The organism is Nocardia sp. NBC_01377 (genome assembly GCF_045040005.1).
GTDB classification, from domain to species: Bacteria; Actinomycetota; Actinomycetes; order Mycobacteriales; family Mycobacteriaceae; genus Nocardia; species Nocardia noduli.
The window spans coordinates 2,905,920-2,927,125 of the sequence record NZ_CP109566.1; the positions used below are offsets into that span (position 1 = coordinate 2,905,920).

20 protein-coding genes and 4 pseudogenes are annotated in these 21,206 nt (G+C 66.7%); 16 read left to right on the top strand and 8 right to left on the bottom strand.

The window, feature by feature from the left end; translation table 11 throughout:
* Positions 1-100: 100 nt before the first annotated feature.
* The gene (locus OG225_RS13425) at positions 101-3,523 is read left to right on the top strand and encodes a protein kinase domain-containing protein (RefSeq protein ID WP_405181964.1); all 3,423 of its coding nucleotides are present in this window, start codon (positions 101-103) and stop codon (positions 3,521-3,523) included.
* A gap of 77 nt (positions 3,524-3,600) precedes the next feature.
* Here the strand turns inward: OG225_RS13425 and OG225_RS13430 are convergent, their stop codons facing one another.
* Positions 3,601-4,170: a pyridoxamine 5'-phosphate oxidase family protein gene (locus tag OG225_RS13430; protein WP_405181965.1), complete on the bottom strand. Its 570-nt coding sequence runs from the start codon at positions 4,168-4,170 to the stop codon at positions 3,601-3,603.
* A 142-nt stretch (positions 4,171-4,312) separates the two neighbouring features.
* Here OG225_RS13430 and OG225_RS13435 point away from each other — a divergent pair, with 142 nt between their 5' ends.
* Positions 4,313-4,870 carry a maltokinase N-terminal cap-like domain-containing protein gene (locus tag OG225_RS13435; protein ID WP_405181966.1) on the top strand — a complete coding sequence of 186 codons (558 nt, stop codon included), beginning with the start codon at positions 4,313-4,315 and terminating at the stop codon, positions 4,868-4,870.
* A 41-nt stretch (positions 4,871-4,911) separates the two neighbouring features.
* On the opposite strand, the gene OG225_RS13440 is transcribed toward OG225_RS13435, so the two are convergent.
* The 3 genes and pseudogenes from OG225_RS13440 to OG225_RS13450 form a co-directional block, all read right to left on the bottom strand.
* Positions 4,912-5,943, bottom strand: a complete 1,032-nt coding sequence (locus OG225_RS13440; protein WP_405181967.1) for an alpha/beta hydrolase — start codon at positions 5,941-5,943, stop codon at positions 4,912-4,914.
* A 311-nt stretch (positions 5,944-6,254) separates the two neighbouring features.
* On the bottom strand, positions 6,255-6,836 hold the full coding sequence (locus OG225_RS13445; RefSeq protein WP_405181968.1) for a hypothetical protein: 582 nt from the start codon (positions 6,834-6,836) through the stop codon (positions 6,255-6,257).
* A 73-nt stretch (positions 6,837-6,909) separates the two neighbouring features.
* Positions 6,910-7,041 (bottom strand): annotated as a pseudogene (locus OG225_RS13450) (hypothetical protein); the annotation flags it as partial.
* Here OG225_RS13450 and OG225_RS13455 point away from each other — a divergent pair.
* Both OG225_RS13455 and OG225_RS13460 read left to right on the top strand, forming a co-directional pair.
* Positions 7,040-8,013: pseudogene (locus tag OG225_RS13455) on the top strand (zinc-binding dehydrogenase). The pseudogenes OG225_RS13450 and OG225_RS13455 sit on opposite strands and share 2 nt — an antisense overlap.
* A gap of 193 nt (positions 8,014-8,206) precedes the next feature.
* Positions 8,207-8,572, top strand: a pseudogene (locus OG225_RS13460) (thiamine pyrophosphate-binding protein); the annotation flags it as partial.
* Here the strand turns inward: OG225_RS13460 and OG225_RS13465 are convergent.
* Complete coding sequence (locus OG225_RS13465; protein ID WP_405183542.1) at positions 8,536-8,754, bottom strand: hypothetical protein; 219 nt, start codon at positions 8,752-8,754, stop codon at positions 8,536-8,538. The pseudogene OG225_RS13460 and the gene OG225_RS13465 sit on opposite strands and share 37 nt — an antisense overlap.
* Before the next feature lie 341 nt (positions 8,755-9,095).
* Between OG225_RS13465 and OG225_RS13470 the strand changes: the two genes are divergently transcribed.
* The 3 genes from OG225_RS13470 (at position 9,096) to OG225_RS13480 (ending at position 12,093) form a co-directional block, all read left to right on the top strand.
* Positions 9,096-9,719, top strand: a complete 624-nt coding sequence (locus OG225_RS13470; RefSeq protein ID WP_405183263.1) for a TetR/AcrR family transcriptional regulator — start codon at positions 9,096-9,098, stop codon at positions 9,717-9,719.
* A 41-nt stretch (positions 9,720-9,760) separates the two neighbouring features.
* On the top strand, positions 9,761-10,666 hold the full coding sequence (locus OG225_RS13475) for an NADP-dependent oxidoreductase (protein WP_405181969.1): 906 nt from the start codon (positions 9,761-9,763) through the stop codon (positions 10,664-10,666).
* A 134-nt stretch (positions 10,667-10,800) separates the two neighbouring features.
* Positions 10,801-12,093 carry an amidohydrolase family protein gene (locus OG225_RS13480; protein ID WP_405181970.1) on the top strand — a complete coding sequence of 431 codons (1,293 nt, stop codon included), beginning with the start codon at positions 10,801-10,803 and terminating at the stop codon, positions 12,091-12,093.
* Positions 12,094-12,099: 6 nt separating this feature from the next.
* Here OG225_RS13480 and OG225_RS13485 read toward each other — a convergent pair whose 3' ends face one another.
* Positions 12,100-12,543: a response regulator gene (locus OG225_RS13485; protein ID WP_405181971.1), complete on the bottom strand. Its 444-nt coding sequence runs from the start codon at positions 12,541-12,543 to the stop codon at positions 12,100-12,102.
* A 544-nt stretch (positions 12,544-13,087) separates the two neighbouring features.
* Here OG225_RS13485 and OG225_RS13490 point away from each other — a divergent pair.
* From OG225_RS13490 to OG225_RS13505, 4 genes and pseudogenes are all read left to right on the top strand, one after another.
* Complete coding sequence (locus OG225_RS13490; RefSeq protein ID WP_405181972.1) at positions 13,088-13,276, top strand: hypothetical protein; 189 nt, start codon at positions 13,088-13,090, stop codon at positions 13,274-13,276.
* A 326-nt stretch (positions 13,277-13,602) separates the two neighbouring features.
* Positions 13,603-14,427, top strand: a complete 825-nt coding sequence (locus tag OG225_RS13495; protein ID WP_405181973.1) for an alpha/beta fold hydrolase — start codon at positions 13,603-13,605, stop codon at positions 14,425-14,427.
* Positions 14,428-14,480: 53 nt separating this feature from the next.
* Positions 14,481-14,771, top strand: a pseudogene (locus OG225_RS13500) (cyclase); the annotation flags it as partial.
* Complete coding sequence (locus OG225_RS13505; RefSeq protein WP_405181974.1) at positions 14,738-15,010, top strand: DUF6328 family protein; 273 nt, start codon at positions 14,738-14,740, stop codon at positions 15,008-15,010. The pseudogene OG225_RS13500 and the gene OG225_RS13505, both read left to right, overlap by 34 nt.
* Positions 15,011-15,017: 7 nt before the next feature.
* Here OG225_RS13505 and OG225_RS13510 read toward each other — a convergent pair whose 3' ends face one another.
* Positions 15,018-15,614 (bottom strand): hypothetical protein, encoded by a 597-nt coding sequence (locus OG225_RS13510; RefSeq protein WP_216906022.1) that lies wholly within the window; start codon positions 15,612-15,614, stop codon positions 15,018-15,020.
* Between the two features lie 137 nt (positions 15,615-15,751).
* On the opposite strand from OG225_RS13510, the gene OG225_RS13515 reads away from it, so the two are divergent.
* Both OG225_RS13515 and OG225_RS13520 read left to right on the top strand, forming a co-directional pair.
* The gene (locus tag OG225_RS13515; RefSeq protein ID WP_405181975.1) at positions 15,752-16,903 is read left to right on the top strand and encodes a sensor histidine kinase; all 1,152 of its coding nucleotides are present in this window, start codon (positions 15,752-15,754) and stop codon (positions 16,901-16,903) included.
* Positions 16,900-17,526 (top strand): response regulator, encoded by a 627-nt coding sequence (locus tag OG225_RS13520; protein ID WP_405181976.1) that lies wholly within the window; start codon positions 16,900-16,902, stop codon positions 17,524-17,526. The genes OG225_RS13515 and OG225_RS13520 overlap by 4 nt, the downstream gene beginning before the upstream one ends.
* Before the next feature lie 308 nt (positions 17,527-17,834).
* Here OG225_RS13520 and OG225_RS13525 read toward each other — a convergent pair whose 3' ends face one another.
* Positions 17,835-18,182, bottom strand: coding sequence for a helix-turn-helix domain-containing protein (locus OG225_RS13525; protein ID WP_216906028.1), 348 nt, complete (start codon positions 18,180-18,182; stop codon positions 17,835-17,837).
* A 260-nt stretch (positions 18,183-18,442) separates the two neighbouring features.
* On the opposite strand from OG225_RS13525, the gene OG225_RS13530 reads away from it, so the two are divergent.
* The 3 genes from OG225_RS13530 to OG225_RS13540 are packed head-to-tail and all read left to right on the top strand — an operon-like array spanning position 18,443 to position 21,181.
* Positions 18,443-18,709, top strand: coding sequence for an acyl carrier protein (locus OG225_RS13530; RefSeq protein ID WP_405181977.1), 267 nt, complete (start codon positions 18,443-18,445; stop codon positions 18,707-18,709).
* Between the two features lie 40 nt (positions 18,710-18,749).
* Positions 18,750-20,246, top strand: coding sequence for an MFS transporter (locus OG225_RS13535; protein WP_405181978.1), 1,497 nt, complete (start codon positions 18,750-18,752; stop codon positions 20,244-20,246).
* Positions 20,243-21,181: a hypothetical protein gene (locus OG225_RS13540; protein ID WP_405181979.1), complete on the top strand. Its 939-nt coding sequence runs from the start codon at positions 20,243-20,245 to the stop codon at positions 21,179-21,181. Before OG225_RS13535 ends, OG225_RS13540 begins: the two co-directional genes overlap by 4 nt.
* The last annotated feature ends 25 nt before the right edge of the window (positions 21,182-21,206 follow it).

The window sequence follows — 21,206 nt, forward strand, 5'->3', positions numbered from 1 at the left end:
CGCCGCGTATGCTGGCAATATGCTGCTAGGTGGGTCGGTCGTCCGTCCCGGATATCGTGCTTCCGGAGCGGGGCTACGGGTCGGGAGTTAGGGTCCGCCGATGGTCGATGACGGCCAGTTACGCACCGAAGGTGATTTCGCCGCAAGGATAGCCACCGATCTGAAGGCGGCGGGTTTCGACGACGCCGCCGAGATCGGGCGCGGCGGGTTCGGCGTGGTGTTCCGCTGCGAGCAGCCCGCGCTGGACCGAACCGTCGCCGTCAAGGTGTTGACGGCGGATCTGGAGGCCGAGCATCTGGAACGTTTCCTGCGTGAACAGCGTGCGATGGGGAAACTGTCCGGGCACCCGAATATCGTCAGCATCCTGTTCAGCGGTGTCCTGACGGCGGGCAGGCCCTATATCGTGATGCCCTTTCATCCGCGGAAGTCGTTGCAGGACAGCATCGAACGCGACGGACCGTTGCCGTGGGGCGAAGCGGTGCGGATCGGTGTGAAGGTGGCGGGCGCGCTCGAGGCCGCGCACCGCGCCGGAGTACTGCACCGTGACGTGAAACCGGGCAATATCCTGACCACCGAATACGGTGAGCCGGAACTGACCGATTTCGGAATCGCCCATATCTCCGGCAGTTTCGTGACGAGTACCGGCGTGATCACCGGTTCGCCCGCCTTCACCGCGCCCGAAGTACTCAAAGGGCACGCGCCGACCGCGCTCTCCGACGTCTACAGTCTCGGCGCCACCCTGTTCTGCCTGATGACCGGGCACGCGGCCTTCGAGCGGCGGGTGGGGGAGAAGGTCGTCACGCAATTCCTGCGCATCACCTCCGAACCGATCCCCGACCTGCGCGAGCACGACATACCCGACGAGGCATGCCGCGCGATCGAGCGCGCCATGTCCGAGGAACCCGCCGATCGATTCCCGTCCGCCGCCGCTCTGGGCACCCACCTGGCCGAGATCCAGCAAGTCTACGGTCTCGCGGTGGATCAGATGGCACTTCCCTCGCGATCGCGAGCGGTGGACGAGATCTCCGAACCGCCGCGCACCGTGGCATCGATCGTGGAAACCCGGCAGGCGTCGGTGCCGAGCACTCCGCGTCCGCGCCCGACGGTGGTGACGAAGTTCCGTCCGCCGACGCCGAGCCGTCCGCTGGTGTCGCGCGACAGGCTGTTCGGCATGCTCGATGACGGACATCGACGCAGGCTGATCGTGATCCACGCGCCCGCGGGTTTCGGCAAGAGCACGCTGACCGCGCAGTGGCGCGCCAGACTGGTCGAGCAGGGAGTCGCGGTCGCCTGGTTGAGCATCGACCGCGACGACAACAACGCCGCGTGGCTGCTCGCCCATCTGGTCGAGGCATTGCGGCAGGCGCTGCCCGCCCTCGCCGACGAACTGACTCGCCTGATGGAGATACACGGCGAGGACGCCGAACCCTACGTGCTGACCACGCTGATCAACGAAGTCCATTCCGAGGGTAGGCAGGTCGCGTTCGTCATCGACGACTGGCACCGGGTGGTCGATCCGGCCGCGGTCGCGGTGCTCGGCTACCTGCTCGAACACGGCTGCCACCACCTGCAGTTCATCGTGACCAGCCGCAACCGTGCCGGATTGCCGATGAGCAAGATGCGCGTCCACGACGAATTGGTCGAGATCGGCGCCGACACCTTGCGTTTCACGCTCGCCGAGGCTCGGTTGTTCTTCGAGGGCGCGGGCGGGCTCGCACTGGATTCCACCGATATCACCCACCTGACCGAATCGACCGAAGGGTGGGTCGCGGCAATGCAATTGGCGTCGCTGTCGCTGCGCGACTGTGACGATCCGGGCGAGCTGATCGGCAGTATCTCCGGCAGTAGCAACACCATCGGTGATTTCCTGGCCGAGAACGTGCTCGACGGCCTGGAACCGCGGTTGCGGACCTTCGTCCTGCGTACTTCGGTGACCCGGCGGCTGTCGCCCGGCCTGGCCGCGGAACTGTCGGAAACACCGGACGGGCCCGCGTTGCTCGCCGAGGTGGAGGCGCGCGACCTGTTCCTGAGCCGGGTGGATTCGGACCCGGGGTGGTTGCGCTACCACCACATGTTCGCCGACTTCCTGCGTCAGCGCCTGGCCCGCGAACACCCCGAATGGGTCGCCGACCTGCACCGCACCGCCTCCCGATGGTTCGCCGAGCACCAGTACCTGCGCGAGGCGGTCGATCACGCGCTGGCCGCGGGAGACGAGGCCCGCGCGGTCGAGCTGGTCGAAGACGACGGGACCCGGCTGATGGAACAGGGGCGTTTCGCGATAGTGCCCGGGCTCATCGCGAAACTTCCGCCCGCCGCCGTCCGCGCGAGTCCGCGATTGCAGTTGACCACCGCATGGGCCGGTCTGCTGCTGCGAAATCCAGTGGGGGTCAATACCGCGCTGGCGCAGGTGCGAGCGCTGCTCGCGCAGGGCGTCGACGATGCCGACGCGGTGGAAGTCGAGGCCGCGGTACTCGACGCCGCCGTCCGCGTCGCGGGTGATCGCGTCGACGGTGTGAGCGAACGACTGTCGGAATGTCTGGCGCGCCCGGAGCTGTTCGATCCGTGGGTGGTCAACACCGCGGCCGATATGGCGACATTCGTCGCCATCTACCGTTTCGACTATCCCGAAGCGCACCGGTTGCAGCAGTGGGCCGAGGCGTATCACCGTCGCAACCGCGGCCCGTTCAGCGCCATGTACGGGCACTGCTTCGACGGGATCGCCGCGAACAAAGAGCTCGATATCCGCATGGCCCAGAACAGTTTTCGCAAGGCCATCCAGGTAGCGAGGAATTCCGGAGGCACGCGGTCGCACAGCGCGCGAACAGCGGGCGCGCTGCTGGGTGAGTTGCTGTTCGACGTCGGCGAGATCGACGCGGCGGAGCAATTGCTCGACGAGGGGTACGCGGTACTCGGCACCGAGGGCGCCATGGTCGACGCGATCGCGGCCAGCTACGGAACCGGGGCGCGCATCAAGGCGCTGCGCAGGGATCTCGACACGGCCCGACGATATCTGGACGAGGGCCGACGGATCGCCGACGAGCAATCGCTGCCACGCCTGCGGGCCCGCGTCGACAACGACGGTCTACTGGCGGGGCTCGCGGACACCGAACCCGTACCCGACCCGATGCCGCCGAGCGACACCGACGGCATCGCGCTGATCACCGCGGAATTCCGCGAGGATTCCGCGATCCGACGACTACTCGCTCGACACTCGGTCACGGCCTCCGCGCTGGCGTGCGAACGGGCACGCCGCCTCGTGGACAGGATCGCGCGAATGACGCGCCCCCGCGCACTGCTGCGCGCTCGACTGCTCTTGATCGCGTGCCTGGCCGCCGCGGGGGAACGAGACGAAGCCGAACGGATCCTGCGTCCCCTGGTGCGCCAGTGCGCCGAACTGGGCCTCGTCGGAATCCTGAGGTTCGCCGATCCGAAGATCGGAGATGTTCTGCGGGACATGACAGCCGACGGAACAGGTACGTGGCCGAGCGATTTCGTCCGACGGGTGCTCGCTCCGCTGTCATGACCCGAGAGTCACAAGCCTCGGTCGCCTTGCGCAGAGGGGCCGATACGACGTGGCCTCGCGCCCTTGGACGGCGATGATCACCGCAGGGGAAGAGGATGTTCGGGGTCGAGGGCGGGCAGGCCGTCGATGCTGTGGCCGTTGTCGCCGACGATCCGTCCGGCGAGCTTCTCCTCGGGCACCGCGGCGAGATGAGCATCCAGAACGGGGCGCTCACCCACGAGGTCGTAGTAGGGGACCGCGTATCCGCACGAGTCCGCGATCCGATCCAGCGTGACGACGATGGCCATCCGAACGCCGGGGTGCTCCGTCCCGAAATGGGTTCGGAGGGTGTCGAACTCCGCGTCGTCGGGGCGGACGACGCGGCCCGTGCCGAACAGGCGCAGGATTCGGGAGTTGCGGGTGAACGAACAGAACATGATGGTGATGCGGCCGTTGTCGCGCAGGTGCGCGATGGTTTCCACGCCGCTGCCGAACAGATCGAGGTAGGCGACGGTATGATCGTCGAGAACGGCGAAGGTATCGCGGTATCCCTTGGGAGACAGATTCACCCGGCCCCCCTCAGAGGGGGCGGTCGCTACGAAGAACATCGCCTGCTTCGCGATGAACTCACGTAGCGAATCATCGATGGACGAAAACACCTTGGCCACGGGTTCCCCTTCCCACACCGTTCGACACAGCGGTCGCCTTCGAGCCTAGCCTCGGTGCTCCCGTCTCGGACATCACCCGACGTCACGGGGCCAGCTGTGGTCGGGTGCCGACGGCCTATGTGGATGTGGAACGCTTCGGCACATGGCGATCGTCCACAAGACCACCCTTGTCCCGTCGAAGCTGGAATTGCTGACCGTCTGGCTGCCGCGGCAGCCGTGGTACCTGGGCGGGGACCGTCCGCGGCTCGTCCGTTCGGGCGGATTCCGACTCGACGACCCGGTTGGCGAAGTGGGAATCGAAGTGATGGTCGTGACCGACGAGGCCGGTGCGGAGCCGGTCGGTTACATCGTGCCGATGACCTACCGGGCCGCCGCCATGCCTGGGTGCGCGGACGCGCTCGTCGGAACCACCGAGCACGGGGTGCTCGGCACGCGGTTCGTCTACGACGCGCCTGCGGACCCGGTTTTCCGGACGCAGTCGCGGGCGCTGGTCCACGGCGGTGTCGGAGCGCAGGCCCAGCACGCCAGCGACACCGCCGATCTCACCGTGCTGGTCGGCGTGGTGCCGGAGGTAACCGACGTCGACGTGGTGCGGGTGCCGATTCCGTCGAACGGGGCGCCCGCACCCGGCGAGGTATCGATCGCGTGGGAGTTGCCGAACGGGAGTCGAACACGCGGCGTCATCGCCCGTGCCCGCTGACCCGGCGTTCGATTCGGCCCCGCGACCTACGCGGTGATACTTCAGTTCTCCCGGCTGCGGACCGACCGGGCGAGGAACGGCCAGGAACGTCGCAGGTCGTCCTCCCAGTAACCCCAGGAATGGGTGCCGACCGGCCTGTCGTCCACCGTCACGGGAATGTTCAGCTCATCGAGCCGGTTGGCCAGGTTCAGTGTGCAGTAGCGGATGGCCGCCTCGATCGGTCCGCCGAACGCGATCTGGACCGGCAGCGGAATCCGACCGTCCTGGACCCGCGGATCGGTGGGAGTGTCGTGCGGAGCGGCGGGGATCCCGCTGCCCGTGCTCAGGTAGATCTCGGTGCCGCGCAACCGTTCCGCGTTGACCAGCGGATCGTTCGCGCGCCACAGCGGCCCGTTGCGCGGGCCCCACATGTTCTCGACACTCTGCCCACCGCCCCAGTTCTCCACCGTGATGCGGACGAACTCCTGGCCGACGGGATCCGAGGTCTGCGCGCAGCCGCTGTAGGAGGTGACACTGCGCCAGAATCCGGGCTTGGCGATCGCCAGATTCAGCACCGAGGTGCCGCTCATCGAGACGCCGACCAGCGCCCGGTCGTTGTTCGCGCCGAGGAATTCCTCGATGGCGGGCGGCAATTCCTCGTTGATGAACGTCTGCCATTTGTTGTAGCCGAGGACGGCGTCCTCGCGCACCCAGTCGGTGTAATAGGAATTGCTGCCGCCGTAGGGGGTGACGACATTGAGGTCCTTGTCGCGCAGGAAACTCACCGCGTCGGTCTGCGCGTCCCAGCCGCTCTGATTCGGGCCGCCCCCGGATCCGTTGAGCAGGTACATCGTCGGCCGCGGTCTCGACCTATCCGCGGCCCGGATGACCTGCACCATGATCGGCCGGTTCATGGCAGGCGAGAAGACCATGACGTTCTGCTGCCTGTCGTTCACATTCTCCGCGGAGACCACATGGGCCGCCCCCGGCTGCGCGTGAGCGATACCGGGGGCGCAGACCAGGCCCGCGGCGGCGAGTGCTCCCGCCAGCACCCAGTGCAACGTTGCCGTCCGTGCCGATCGCCGTTTGCTCACTGTCGAGGATCCTCTCGGGTAGTCCGAATTCGCTCCGTGATGCCTCGGTGGAACCGGCATCCCTCGGGATTCGCACTGCCCCCGCCCCCGGTTTGGTCATCCGCTCATCGGATTCGGGCACGGTCGTCCCGAGCGTCGAGCGTGTTCGGGATGGGCTCCGCCTACATCCTGGATTCGAGTTCGCCTCTGTCTCCGGATATCTCGGGAGGTGGCGGTGGCGTCGGCGTATCGCGCCGTCGGCGACCCGGCGTCCATACGGCGGTGACGGCAGCGGTGATCAGCGCGACCACCCCGAGCGCGATCGCCGCCTGCTACGACCCGTGCGCGAACGCGGCTTTGGCCTGGTCGGCGATCGGATCCTCCGAAGGGCCGATGGCGTCGGTGACCCGAAGTGCGGCGGCCAGCGAATCCGAGACGGGTCCGCGGATCTCTTCGGGAAGCATCGGGGTGAGCGCGGCGATGCGGTCGCTGTAACCGGCCGCGAGCACAATGCCGACGATCGCGATGCCGACTGCGGCGCCCACTTCGCGCGTGGCGTCGTTCACGGCCGCCGCGACGCCGTGTTTGTGCGCCGGAATACCGGCGACGATGGCGGCGGTGGCGGGTGTGGCCGACAGGGCGAGTCCGAGTCCGATCACCATCAGCGGCCGGAACAGATCGATATAGGTGCTGTCGACGGTGAGCATCCCGAGTCCGAACATGCCGATCCCCGCGACCGTGACACCGGCGCAGGCGCCGATGCCCGCACCCGTCAGGCCGAGTACGCGCGGATCGAGCCAGCCGTGTTCGGGCACTTCGGTCGCTGCGACGACGATCAGTCCGACCGCGGTGGCGGCGAAGAGGGTGCCCAACAGGTCGATGGCGGGCCTGGACTCGTCCGCCGATTCCGCCACCGTTGCACCCCGCGACGGCCAGTACCGCGCCCGCGATGGTCATGGCAACCGGGATCGAGAGCCACGACCAGTGCGCGAGCAGTGGTCCCGTGCCGAGGATGCCGACTACTCCGCCGCTGGCGACCGCGGCGGCCCACACCCCGACGGCGAATCCGCGTCGCGGTTCGGGGAACCCCGCGGTCAGCAGGGACGGGGTGGACGGCATGACCAGCGCGACGCCGACGCCGGTGATCGCACGGGAGGCGATCTGGGATTTCCATCAGCCGTGGTCGATCGAGGACATCGAGATCGGTGATCCACGTCGCGGTGAGGTGAAGATCCGGATGGAAGCGGCGGGGCTGTGCCATTCCGATCACCACCTTGCCACCGGCGATATTCCGATGGCGTCGTTCCCGATCCTCGGGGGACACCAGGGCGCGGGCGTCGTCAGCGAGATCGGAGACGGGGTCGACTGTCGTTGCTCGGCACCTTCGCGTCGTATCTGGTGGTGCACCGCAGTTCGGTGGCCAAGATCGATCCGGAGATCCCGTTCGAGGTGGCGTGTCTGCTCAGCTGCGGTGTCACGACCGGATTCGGATCGGCGACGCGGTCGGCCGACGTGCGTCCGGGCGAGGATGTGGCGATCATCGGAATCGGCGGCGTCGGGGTGGCGGCGTTGCAGGGCGCGGTGCTGGCGGGAGCCCGGTACATCTTCGCCATCGACCCCGTCGAGTGGAAACGTGAGCAAGCGCGGCATTTCGGCGCCACCCACGTCTATCCCGATATCGATGCCGCGTTCGCGCAGGTGCCGGAGCTGACGGCGGGCGCGATGGCCCAGAAGGTCATCGTGACGGTCGGCCGGGCGGAGGGACGCGATATCGACCTGTACCTGGCGCTGACGGCGAAGGCAGGCACCTGTGTCGTCACCGCGATGGGCGGGATACTCGACACCGAGGTCACGCTGAATCTGTCGATGCTGACCCTGTTCCAAAAGAATTTGCAGGGCACCATTTTCGGTGCGGGCAATCCACAGCACGACATCCCGAATCTGCTGGCGCTGTATCGGGCGGGCAAATTGAATCTCGACGACATGGTCACCCGCCGGTACCGCCTGGAAGAGGTCAACGACGGCTATCGGGACATGCTGGAAGGGCGCAATATCCGCGGCGTCATCCGGTTCACCGACGCCGACCGCTGACACCGGCGGGAATACAACGGCCTGGTCACCCTCCTGTGTGTCCGTCGACCGGACCCCGTGAACAACTCGTAGTGTGCCGATCGGCACGCTCGTCTTCGACGCTCGCGCGCACCGCTCGAAACCGCACGTTCAGCACCGTCGCATCGGCTTGTCCGATGCTCGCGGGAACCGGATGTCGAAGGAGTGGAATTCGATGAGTCGTACGGTGGCCGACGAATTGCTCGAGGTACTCGTCCAGGCCGGGGTGCGCCGGGTGTACGGCTTGGTCGGGGACGGTCTCAACGCGTTCAGCGACGCGGTGCGCCGGGACGGCAGGGTCGAGTGGGTGCACGTCCATCACGAGGAGGCAGCGGCGTTCGCCGCCTCGGCCGAGGCCCAGCTGACCGGTCACCTCACGGTCTGCGCCGGCAGCTGAGGACCCGGCAACACCCACCTGATCCAGGGGGTGATGGACGCGCATCGTTCCGGCGCGCCGGTACTGGCTCTGGCCTCCCACATTCCCAGTCGTCAGATCGGCACCGGCTACTTCCAGGAGACCAAACCCGAGGCGCTGTTCGCGCCCGGCGGTGGGCCGTTCTCGGCGAAATCGGCCCACATTCGCAGGGCGGGACCGTAGTCGTCGAGAAATGTGGGAACGTCGGGAAGCGGGCAGGGAGTGAGAGTTTCCGCGGGCCGGGTCACGGTGGCCAGCACGGCGCCCAGCTCGCCGGGGTCGTCGAGTCCGGGGTGCCGGCCGGCCACGTCATCGAGACAGGCGACGAACCACCCGCCGACGGCCCAGCCGTGGCGGAGGCGCGACGCCCATCCGGGCTCGACCCCACTCTGAAAACTGGAACCCGTGCAAACCTACTCGCAAACTCTTGGCAACACAACCGATTCGGGAATCGTTGACGCGAGGTTCATGTAGACCTCGTTCGAGCCGAATAGCAAGGTGCGCAATGCCTTCGGCGCTGTCCCGTTGCGGTGTCGGGAATCGCGAGGGGCCACGACTCCGACCGGTGAATCGCCTGATCCGCGATGCTATGCGGTCGTATAGCATAGTATTCCGTCGGCAGTTCATGACGCGCGATCGGGAGGTGGGTATGACGGTGACACCTCGCCGGTTCGGTGCGGAGACATCGAAGACGCGGGAGATCCTGCTCGACTGTGTCGAGCGGTTGATGCTCGACGAAGGATATGCCGCGGTCACGTTTCGCGCGGTGGCGGCGAAGGCCGACGTGACGCCGAGTCTGGTGCAGTACTACTTCCGCACCCTGGACGGAATCTTCCTCGCGGCGATCCGCCGCTACTCCGAGCGCAATATCGCGCATCTGACGCGGGTGCTCGAGGTGCCGGCCGACCAATTGCCGCGAGTGCTCTGGAATTACAGCCGGGACGAGGCGACCAGCGCGCTGACCACCGAGTTCATGGCCCTTGGCAATCACAGGAAATCGGTGCGCGCGGAGATCGCCGCCGTGACCGAGCGGGTGCGCACACTCCAATTGGAGGCGCTCACCACGAATTATCGAGGTTTCGGTCCGCTCGGCGGCGATCTCGCTCCCGGCGCGCTGTTGCTTCTGCTCACCGGAATGCCGAAATTTCTCAACCTGGAACAGGGGATAGGGGTCACGACCGCGCACCAGGAACTGGTGGACGCGTTCGAGCGATACTTGAATCCCGCTGGATCCGCCCCGCCGGATGGTCGGCCCACCTCGCGGCGGACGTGATGCGGCCCGGGCGCGGATCGGCGACCGGCGACCGGCGACCGGTGAAGGCGATCGGTCAGCGCGGGCTCGGCGGTCCGGACGTTCTCGAAACCATCGAAGTCCCGACCCCGGAACCCGGCCGGGGCGAGGTGCTGGTCCGAATGGGCGCGACGTCGGTGAACACCGTCGACTGCAAATTGCGGTCGGGGCGTGTGACTTTCCTCGGTCCGCCGCCCTTCACCGTCGGGTTCGATCTCTCCGGCGCGGTGGTGAAAGTCGGACTCGGCGTGAACGAATTCGCGACGGGGGACGCTGTTTTCGGCATGGTGCACAGTCGCACCGGCACCTACAGCGAGTACGTCGTGGCGCGGGCCGACAGTCTCGGCCTGCGCCCGCCCGGCTTGGACGATATTCGTGCCGCGGCCCTCCCCACGGCCGCGTCGACCGCGTGGCAGGGGTTGGCAGCCGCGAACCTTCGAGCGGGCGAGCGCGTCCTCGTCCATGCCGCCGCGGGTGGCGTCGGCCATTTCGCCGTCCAGTTCGCCCGACAACGCGGCGCGTACGTCATCGGCACGGCGCGAGCGGTCAATCACGAATTCCTCCGCGGGCTCGGCGTCGACGAGTTGATCGACTACACCGCTACCGATTTCACGACCGCGCTCGATGGCGTCGACGTCGTGTTCGATCTCGTCGGGGGCGCGTACGGGCAGCGTTCGCTTCAAGTGCTGCGTGCCGACGGCCGCTACATCACGGCCCAGGAATCCGATGCCGTCGCCGATCCGCGCTGTCGCAAGATCACCGCGCGTCCACGGCCCGCGGAACTGGTGGGGATCGGGGAACTCGCCGCCGCCGGGGACCTGCGCATCCATCTCGACCGCGTGTTGCCGTTGAACGACGTCGCACTCGCGCACACGCTCAGCGAGTCGGGGCATTCGCGGGGAAAAGTGGTGCTGACCCCCTGGGAATGACCACGGCGCCGGGCTGTGTCGTGCCGGCGGAATCTTCTCGGACCGGTCCCGCGAATTCGCCATAATCCCTTCCTGCGCTGCGATAACCTGTACGCGCGTATAGCAACCTCGTGGTGACAATGGAAGGAACCACTGTGGACAAAAACGACATGATTCTGATCAGTGTCGATGACCACATCATCGAGCCGCCCGACATGTTCCTGAATCACCTGCCGAAGCGATATATCGACGAGGCTCCCCGGTTGGTGCACAATCCCGACGGGTCGGACACCTGGCGGTTCCGCGATACGGTAATTCCGAATGTCGCTCTGAACGCGGTCGCCGGACGGCCGAAGGAGGAGTACGGGCTCGAGCCGCAGGGACTCGACGAGATCCGTCCCGGCTGCTTCGATCCCGACGAGCGGGTCAAGGATATGAACGCCGGTGGCGTACTGGCCACCATGAACTTCCCGTCCTTCCCGGGTTTCGCCGCGAGGTTGTTCGCCACCGACGACTCGGATTTCTCGCTGGCGCTGGTGCGCGCCTACAACGATTGGCATATCGACGAGTGGTGCGGTTCGCATCCGGGCCGGTTCATTCCGATGGCGTTGCCGGTGATCTGGGACGCCGAGCTGTGCGCGGCGGAGGTGCGGCGCGTGTCGGAGAAGGGTGTGCATTCGCTGACCTTCACCGAAAACCCTGCCGCGCTGGGCTATCCGTCGTTCCACGATGACTACTGGGCGCCGCTGTGGCGGGCGCTGGTCGAGACCGACACGGTGATGAGCGTCCATATCGGATCGTCGGGGCGACTGTCGATACCCGCACCCGATTCACCGATGGATGTGATGATCACATTGCAGCCGATGAATATCGTGCAGGCCGCGGCGGACCTGCTGTGGTCCAAACCGATCAAGGACTACCCGGACTTGAAGATCGCGCTCTCGGAGGGCGGCACGGGCTGGATTCCATATTTCCTCGACCGTGTGGACCGCACATTCGAGATGCATTCCACCTGGACACATCAGGATTTCGGGGGTAAGCGCCCGTCGGAGGTGTTCCGCGAGCACTTCCTGACCTGTTTCATCTCCGATCCGATCGGAGTCAAGAATCGCCACGAGATCGGCGTGGACAATATGTGCTGGGAGATGGACTATCCGCACAGCGATTCGATGTGGCCTGGCGCTCCGGAAGAACTCGAGCGCGTGTTCGCCACCTACGACGTGCCCGACGACGAGATCGACAAGATCACCCATCAGAACGCGATGCGCTGGTATTCGTTCGACCCGTTCCAGCACATCCCCCGGGAACAGGCCACCGTCGGGGCGTTGCGCAAGGCGGCGGAAGGCCACGACGTATCCATTCGGGCCCTCAGTCACCGCGAGAAGTCCGGCACCACCTTCGCCGATTTCGCCGCCAATGCCAAGGCCGTCTCGGGAGTGCGGGACTGACGGGATTCAGCCGCGGCGGGGCAGTCGCACGACGTGGACGAAGAAGTCGTCGATCTGCTTGATGGCGGCGACGAATTGTTCGAGGTCGACCGGTTTGGTGGCGTAGGCGTTGGCGTGTAACCGATAGCTGCGCAGAATGTCCTCCTCGGCCGCCGACGTGGTCAGGATAACCACGGGGATGGCGGTCAACTCGTCGTCGGCGCGGATTTTCTCCAGGACTTGGCGGCCGTCGTATTTGGGCAGGTTGAGATCGAGCAGAATCAGATCCGGCCGGGACGCGTCGGCGTACTCACCTTCGCGGAACAGGTAGTCCAGAGCTTCCTGTCCGTCGCGGACGACATGGAGGGTATTTCCGATCTTGTTGTCCTCGAACGCTTCTCGGGTCATCAATTCGTCGCCCGGATCGTCCTCGACGAGCAGGATGTCGATGGGGTGACCGGGGATCGTCACGTGCGAACTCCTTCAGGATGACCGGGCGGTCGTCGGTGCGGGTGCGGCGGCGCGCGCGGACCGACCGGCAACGAGTTCGCTCGTTGGGAGCGGTTGCGGTGCGGCCGCGTCGACGCGGTACCCGGTGATCTTCGTACATCGGTGCCGGTCTACGCGCGGGTATCACCGCGATCGTCGCCCGTTGTCGGGTGCGGGGTGTACGGGAACTCGTCGGCGAGGGGCTCGGTGACGGTCCGGCATCGGATGCCTATGAGACCGGTCACGATACCCGCGCAATTCTAGCAACGTTCTGGTTAACTATCACGAAATGGCTACTACCAAGCTTGTATGCTGGTAAAAATATCAACTAGGGATCGTCGCGAAGCTGTTCAGTCAGCACTGGGTCGCCCTGCAAGACGGCGGTATCGCCGAGTGGAACGGTTGAAGAAGACAGCCTCCGCTAGCCGGTGCCGCGCCGGAAAGCCGGCCATCACTGTTCAGCAACCGGATAGCTGCCACCCAGCGTGGCGGCTCCGCAATCAATCGCACGGGGAGTCCTCCCGATATGGCTGTGAAACGAACCCCTTCTGGCAGAACTCCTAACTTCGAACCGGGTACGGCCTGGCTGTCGGGCCTGATCGTCACGACCCTGAGCACCGGCGTCGTCATCATGTCGGCCTCCGTGGCCGCCGCGGTCCTCATCGCCTTCGGCATGGCCTTCGCCCTGGCCGCGGCGCTCGGCTTCTTCCGCTGACACATCTGTCTCCGCCGTCGTGTTCTCGCACGGCGTCCGACGGCCTCGGGTGTTTCTGTACGCTCCGGAACCGCAGGATCGCGGTGTCGCCCCATCGAATGCCTCTGAAGGCCGACTCCGTACGGGGAAAGCATCCACGCGTTATTAGCTGAAAGTATGCTGACTGCGGTGGTGGGCGCGTGCCGGCGACGACGCATACCGACACCGGGAGTCCGATCACGGCGACCGATCGAGTCGAGCGGCTCCGGGCGTAGTCGGCCTCCGGTATCCCGAGCGACCACCCGACCTCCCGATATCGGTGAGGTCCACGTCGAAGAGAGGTAACCATGGGCACAGTCACGACCGCGGATGGGACCGAGATCTTCTACAAGGACTGGGGCCAGGGACAGCCCATCGTCTTCAGCCACGGCTGGCCGCTGTCCGCCGACGACTGGGACAACCAGATGTTGTTCTTCCTCGCGCACGGCTACCGGGTCGTCGCCCACGATCGACGCGGCCACGGCCGCTCCTCGCAGACGGCCGACGGCCACGACATGGACCACTACGCCGACGACCTCGCCGCCGTGGTCGAGCACCTGGACCTGCGCGACGCCGTGCACGTCGGCCACTCGACCGGTGGCGGTGAAGTCGCGCACTACCTCGCTCGGCACGGCGAGACCAGAGCGTCCAAGGCCGCGCTGATCAGTGCCGTGCCCCCGCTGATGGTGCGGACCGAGGCCAATCCCGAAGGTCTACCGAAATCCGTCTTCGACGACATCCAGGCCCAGTTGGCGGCCAATCGCTCGGAGTTCTACCGGGCGCTGCCGTCGGGTCCGTTCTACAACTACGACCAGCCGGGCGTGGAGTCGTCGGAGGCCGTCATCGCGAACTGGTGGCGTCAAGGCATGATGGGCGGCGCGAAGGCGCACTACGACGGAGTCGTGGCGTTCTCGCAGACCGATTTCACCGAGGATCTCAAACAGATCGGGATTCCGGTTCTCGTGATGCACAGCGAGGACGATCAGATCGTGCCCTACGTGGCGTCCGGTCCCAAATCGGCGGCGCTGTTGAAGAACGGGACGCTGAAGACCTATCAGGGGTTCCCGCACGGTATGCCTACCACGCACGCCGACACCATCAACGCCGATCTGCTCGCATTCCTTCGAGCCTGATCCTCGGTCGGTGGCAGGAGCATGCCATCGAAACCGTTGCCGCCGAGAATTTTTTCGACGCGACGATCACCGAGCAGCACCCGGACGAACGGGTGGCCTGGAAATCCGACAGCGGCCCGAACCACGCGGGTGTGATCACCTTCCATCGTCTCGATGACACCCACACCCGGATCACCGCGCAGATGGAGGTCGATCCGGAAGGTTTCGTGGAGAATGCCGCCGACAAACTCGGCGTGCTGAAGCACCGAGTGAACGGTGACATGAAGCGATTCAAGGACTTCATCGAGGACCAGCACAACGAGACCGGCGCGTGGCGCGGAGATATCCCGCGTCCGGACGCCTGATCCCGGCGCACCGAATTCTGTTCCGCCCGCGCCGGATCGATCAGGTCGTTCGTATCGCGCACCGCTGCGCCCTGCTGGGATTGCTGCTGTTGGGGTGCGCGGTCACCGGTGTCGCGGTCTTGATCTTCGACCTCGTCGCGGGCCCGATTCCGGCGCTGATCGCGGGAATCGGGTCCGCGGTGCTGTTCGCTTGCGTCTGGATCGCCTATCCGTGGTGGCAGCGCACCCGCGACGCCTGACGAACAATCACCCGTACGCGGGACGGAGTTCGGGGGAGGACTCGCTCACGGTGGCGTGCCGCCATTGCGCGACGGCGAGCCACACCAGCCCCGCGCCGCCGAGCACATGGCCCAGCCGGACCACCGGTGTGGGCAGCAGGAACGTCAGGCACAAGGCCGACAGCCCGACCACATACAGTGCGACAGCCACTTTCGGCACCGAGCCCGAACGCAGCAGTGCGGCGCCGAACAACCAGGTGCCGGTCAGCGCCAGAATCGCGGTCGCCAGAAACGCGTACCGCGCCGGTCCCTCGAGTAGTTCGTCGACGACGGAACGGTCGAGGTAGACCAGCACGAAATTGCGCGCGTAGGCGATACCGGCGAAATAGCCGAAGCCGAGGAATTGCACCACGAACGCCGCCGTGCCGAATCGTCCGAGTCGGTGGCGCTGCCACAGGTACAGCCCGATGAGCAGGCCGATGCCGAGCGGCACCGAGCCGCCGTTGAGTATCTGCGTCAGCGTGACCTTGTGGCCGATCGCCGATTCCAATGCTCCCGCCAGTGCGATGGCCGCGCCGCAGACGATGCCTGCCGCCGCGCTGAGCCGCAGTAGTGAGGTATCCATGCCGATTCCCTTCTCGAGGTAGGCCCGAGGCTAGGAATCCGCTGGTCACGTGGTGAAGTGTCGCGCGACCCATGACTTTCGGCCGAACTTCGTTTCGGCGATACCCTCGCGCCCGCATACGGCTCTACGCTCGGGGGATGATCCGTCCCCGAGCACTGACGTGGGTCGCGTGGTTCCTCTACCTGTCCGTACTGGTCGCCGGGCTCGTCGTCGCCGCGTCGGGAGAGTGCGACGCGCTCGGTCTGTGGGGTTTCACCTGTGGACTTGCGGTGGCGGGCGCACTCGAATCGGTGGAATCGCGCATACCGGTCACGCCCAGTTATGCGGTGGCGGCACTGACCGTCCGCGCGGCGCTGTTCGCGTTCGTCACCGCGCTCGATTGCGCGGGTAACGCGAAACTGTTGTTCGTCCTGATCCCGCTGACCGCGTATTTCACCCTCGGGCATCGCATCGCCTACGGGCTCGGCGCGGCCGAGGTGGTTCTCGCCACTGTGCTGGTCGCGGTGGGTCCGGGGTTCGGCGGCGATCCCGAAGCCGTTCCCGATCTGCTGATGTTCGCCGTCGGTATCGGTTTCGCGCTCACCCTCGCCGTGATCGCGGGCCGCGAGGAAGCGGGCCGACGCCGGGCCGAATCGCTGCTCGTCGAATTGTCCGACGCCAACGCCCGGTTGGCGGAATACGCCGATCAGGCCGTCACGTTGGCGACGGTCGCCGAACGCACCCGCCTCGCCCGCGATATCCACGACACCGTCGGCCACCATCTCGTGGTCACCGCGATCCAATTGGAGAAGGCCGCCGCCTACCGCACCCTCGAGCCCGACACCGCCGACCGGGCACTCACCGACGGCCGCGATTCGGCCAGGCAGGCGCTGGAACAGGTGCGCCGCGCGGTGGGCGCACTGCACGACGACACCGACGGATTCACCCTGGCCACGGCCCTGCGAGCCTTGATCGCCCGACTGCGCGACACCGATTTCACCGTGACACTGCGACTCTCCGGCGACGAGCACCGGGTCGGCGAATCCGTGCGCCTGGCGCTGTATCTCGTCACGCAGGAGGCATTGACCAACGCGCGCCGCCACTCCGGCGCGGACACGGTCACCGTCGACGTCGACCTGACCGCACGCACCCTCGACATCAGCGACAACGGGCGAGGTCTGCGGCCCGACGCCGTCGAGGGACACGGTCTGCGCGGCATGCGCGAACGACTCGATCTGGTCGGCGGCCGATTGAGCATCACCACCGGGTCCACCGGAACACGCCTGCTGGCCACGGTGTCGGCACCGTGACCGCCATCCTGCGCGTCCTCATCGCCGACGACGAACGCCTCGTCCGAGAAGGAATCGCCGCGCTGCTGGCCCTACAGTCGGGGATCGAGGTCGTCGCCACCGCCGAGAACGGCGCCACCGCAATAGAACTCGCGCGTGAACTCGCGCCCGATGTGGTGCTGATGGATATCCGCATGCCGGGTATCGACGGTGTCGAAGCCGCCGCCGTGCTGAGTGACGAGACGACCGTGCTGATGCTGACGACCTTCGACGACGAGGAATACCTGGTCCGAGCCCTGCACGCGGGAGCGTCCGGCTATCTGCTCAAGGATCTGCCCGCGCCCGAACTCGCCAGGGCCATCCATCTCGCCCACGCGGGCGTCGACCAGTACTCCGCCACCGTCGCCGCCCGCCTCGCGGCACTGGTCCGTCTGCGCACCACCGCACCCCCGATCGAACTGACCGACCGGGAAACCGATGTCCTGCGCCTGGTCGCAGCCGGTGCGGCCAATCGGGAAATCGCGCGCTCCCTCTACCTGAGCGAAGGCACCGTGAAGAACCACGTCTCCAGCATTCTCAACCGCCTCGGCGTCCGCGACCGCACCCAGGCCGCGATCTACGCCCACCGGCGTGGACTGCTGTGAGTGGTGCTCCGCGTGGCGCACGTGGTCGGGTGGATGACGATTCCCGGACAACGGGAGCGGGTGCGGTTGACCGACCGTTCGCCGGGTAAGCGAAACGCATGACGGTGAAGACGACGCATCGTGCCCGTCCGGGCAGGGCACGGCACAGCGCAACATCGCGGCCAGGGTTCGTGTCGATCCTGGTCCGGCTGGGGGCCACGGTCGTGTACCTCATCGGGCCTGTGGTCATCGCCGGTCTCGGTGTCGGTCTTGCAGTGATTCGGCCGCTCGGGCTGCTCGGATAGCGAAGAGTGCCGGGGGTCTTCGGGCTACGCCCGGACGGGGACGCCCGCACTCGCGGTGGCGCGGACCCAGCGCAGGAACGGTTCGAGTTCCCGGGCGGCCTCGGCGCCGAGTTCGGTCAGTTCGTACACGACCGACGGGGGCGCGGTCGGCAGGACGGTGCGCTCGACGAGTCCGTCGCTCGCGAAGGTGCGCAAGGTCTGGGTCAGCATCTTGTCGCTGACGCCTTCGATGCCCGCGCGCAGTTGATGAAAGCGCAACGGGCCCTCGGTCAGTGAGGTCAGCACCAGGATTCCCCATTTGCCGGTGATGTGATCGAGGAGTACGCGACCGGGGCAGTCGCGACGGAGCAGGGCCTGAGATTCGGTCGACATACTGCAAACTTTCTTCTGGTTAGCAACCCACTTCAAAGTGGCATCTTACCAATCCACTGCTTCTCACCCATCATTGGTCGTATGGATAGCCCAGCCGACCGTATCCGCGCCGCCCTGCGACCGGTTCCGGGATACCTCGGCCGCTGTCGCCGCTCGCCCGCGCGTCCGGCTACAGCGCGATTCCAGGGAACGTCCAGCGACTGATGTCAGGCTCGGCTTGTTCCGATCACCGGATCGGAGAACAAGCGGAGGAGCCAATCATGAGCGTGCAGGTCGGCGTCACGGAATTGAAGGACATCCTGCGAGAAGCCGCGGGTGAGGACGAGTCGGTGGATCTGGAGGGCGACGTGCTCGATGCCGATTTCGCCGACCTGGGCTACGACTCGCTCGCCCTGCTCGAGGCCGCCGCGGTCATCTCGCGCCGGTACGGCGTCAAGTTGTCCGACGACGAACTCGAGAACATCACCACCCCACGTCAACTACTCACCCACCTTCAGAACGGGCTGAGCGCCGCTACCGGAGCCTGAACGCCGCGGCGCAGCGCCACGACACGATCGGGAAACGGATATGACGAACAGAATCGACAAAGCGACCGCCGAATCCGCCGGTGTGTCACCACCCGCGGCCGCCGTGGCACGCACCAGGGAATGGATCCTGGTCGCGCTCGCCTGCACGGGACAATTGATCGTCGTGCTCGACGTGTCCATCGTCAACGTCGCGCTGCCCGGCATCAGAACCTCGCTCGGATTCGGCGAACAGGATCTGCAGTGGGTGGTCACCGCCTACACGCTGACCTTCGCCGGATTCATGCTGATCGGGGGGCGCGCGTCGGATCTGTTCGGGCGGAGAAGGGTTTTCGTTCTCAGTCTGGCCGCCTTCACCCTCGCGAGCCTGGCGGGCGGGCTCGCGACCAACGCGGTCTGGCTGGTGGTGGCCCGGACGGTGCAGGGCATCGGTGGCGCGGTACTGGCGCCGTCGACCCTGGCCATCCTGACCGCCACCTTCGAGGAAGGCCCCAAGCGCACCCAGGCCATCGCGACCTGGACGATGATGGGCGCGGTCGGTGGCGCGATCGGCGCGGTGCTCGGCGGCCTGCTGACCGAATTCCTGTCCTGGCGTTGGGTTCTGCTGGTCAACGTGCCCGTGGGGCTGGTGCTCGCGGTGCTCGCGCTGATCTATCTGCGCAAGGACGACACCCGGCCGCGGGGCGGGCTGGACATACTCGGCAGCCTCACCGTGACGGCGGGTTTCATCGCGCTGGTCTACGGCCTGGTCGAATTCGGCAAGGCGGCGAGCTTCGACGCGATCGCGGCGATCGCGGCGGTGATCGGCATCGTGCTGCTGCTCGCATTCGTGGTGGTCGAGGCGCGGATCGCCGAGCATCCGCTGCTTCCGTTGCGGATCGTGCGGCAGCGTGCCGTCGCGGTCGCCAATCTCACCATGTTCCTGCTCGGCGCGGGATTCTTCTCGGTGCTGTATTTCGTCTCGCTGTATCTGCAAGGGGTGCGCGGACTTTCGGCGCTGGAGGCGGGGCTGGTCTTCGTCCCGTTCGCGGTGACCACCGTGATCGGGGCCCAGTCCGCGGCCAAACTGTTGAAGCGGGGCATACCCGCGCGGCCGGTGATCATCGGTGGAGCGGGGCTCTCGGCCGCCGCGTTCGCCGCGTTGACGCTGCTCGGATCGGATTCCTCCATCGGCTGGGCGGTGATCGCGCCGGGAGTCGTGGTGTTCCTCGGCATCGGTCTCGCACTCGCACCGACCGCGGCCACGGCGATCGGTGGGGTCGCCCCGCAGGACGCCGGGGTGGTGTCGGGCCTCGCCAACGCCACCAGGCAATTGGGCGGCTCGGTGGGACTGGCCGTCCTGACCATCGTCGCCGCCGCGCGCACCGACGACGCGGGTGTGCCGACCGGGGCCGAGGTGACCGAGGGATACGCCACCGCGTTCGGCGTCGCGGCGGTGATCCTGGTCGGCGCCGTGATCAGCGCGACCCTGCTGCCCGGACGAGCCGGGGGACAGCGCACAACGACGAATCGTCCACAAGGAGAAGAGAGTCGACGATGACCGCACTGCCCTCCCACCCCGCCGCGAGCGCGAGATCGGTCGCACGGCCCGTGGATCGGATCCTGGCCGATGTGCATTCCTGGCCGTTGTTCGCCGGTCCGGTGATCCACACCAGGGCGCTCGCCGCCACCGACGATGTCGAGACCTTCGAACTGTGGCTGGAACAGGATCGATCCGTCCGGTCGGTCGTCCTGGAACGCCGGACGTCGGAAGTGCCCACGGCCCTGGTGTTCCGCGCGGACGGTCCGGCCACCGTCGTGCGCTACCGCGACGATCTCGCGGGCGCGGTCGATATCGAGACCACAGCACCGGCCGGAACCGACACGGGCGCAACAGCTTCCCTCGAAATCGTGGTGCGCCGGATCCTGACCGAACTGGCCGAGTCCGCCGCGCTGCCCGGCGGGCCCGGCGCGTGGGTGTACACCTTCGAGGACGTGGTGCGCACGCACGGATCGGTCGGCGACGTCTTCGAATTCCTGCGCAGGCTGGAGTTGTGGCCCGGCGGCATCGCCCACGTCCACGAAGTCGACTACGACGAAGACGACGACGGCGTGCAGACCGTGTCGACGACGGTGCTCGGTGACGACGGAACCCGGCACCGGATCCCGTCGATCCGCATCTGCCTCAGGCAGGCGCGGGTGGTGTACAAGCCGTTGACGGTGCCGCCGATCGCCCGCGCGCACCTCGGACAGTGGTCGGTCGAACAGCACGCCGATTCGGTCACGATCACCGGACGGCACACCATCGCGCTCGACCCGGCCGGGGTGCGGCAGGTACTCGGCGCCGACGCGACCATCGAGGCGGCCACCCGCCTGGTCCGCTCCGCCCTGGGAAAGCACAGTCTCGACACCCTCGACGCCGCGAAATCCTTCGCCGAGAACAGTTTGCGGTCACACGATCCCGCGCTGTCGTGGGATCGGCTCGGCACATCGTGACCACCACCTCGCTCAACGAAGGAAG

Excerpts from the sequence above, each read along its gene's own strand:
- OG225_RS13425 (WP_405181964.1), top strand. The coding sequence starts at position 101 with ATGGTCGATGACGGCCAGTTACGCACCGAAGGTGATTTCGCCGCAAGG.
- OG225_RS13435 (WP_405181966.1), top strand. The coding sequence starts at position 4,313 with ATGGCGATCGTCCACAAGACCACCCTTGTCCCGTCGAAGCTGGAATTG.
- OG225_RS13470 (WP_405183263.1), top strand. The coding sequence starts at position 9,096 with ATGACGGTGACACCTCGCCGGTTCGGTGCGGAGACATCGAAGACGCGG.
- OG225_RS13490 (WP_405181972.1), top strand. The coding sequence starts at position 13,088 with ATGGCTGTGAAACGAACCCCTTCTGGCAGAACTCCTAACTTCGAACCG.
- OG225_RS13495 (WP_405181973.1), top strand. The coding sequence starts at position 13,603 with ATGGGCACAGTCACGACCGCGGATGGGACCGAGATCTTCTACAAGGAC.
- OG225_RS13510 (WP_216906022.1), bottom strand. The coding sequence starts at position 15,614 with ATGGATACCTCACTACTGCGGCTCAGCGCGGCGGCAGGCATCGTCTGC.
- OG225_RS13515 (WP_405181975.1), top strand. The coding sequence starts at position 15,752 with ATGATCCGTCCCCGAGCACTGACGTGGGTCGCGTGGTTCCTCTACCTG.
- OG225_RS13525 (WP_216906028.1), bottom strand. The coding sequence starts at position 18,182 with ATGTCGACCGAATCTCAGGCCCTGCTCCGTCGCGACTGCCCCGGTCGC.
- OG225_RS13530 (WP_405181977.1), top strand. The coding sequence starts at position 18,443 with ATGAGCGTGCAGGTCGGCGTCACGGAATTGAAGGACATCCTGCGAGAA.
- OG225_RS13535 (WP_405181978.1), top strand. The coding sequence starts at position 18,750 with ATGACGAACAGAATCGACAAAGCGACCGCCGAATCCGCCGGTGTGTCA.
- OG225_RS13540 (WP_405181979.1), top strand. The coding sequence starts at position 20,243 with ATGACCGCACTGCCCTCCCACCCCGCCGCGAGCGCGAGATCGGTCGCA.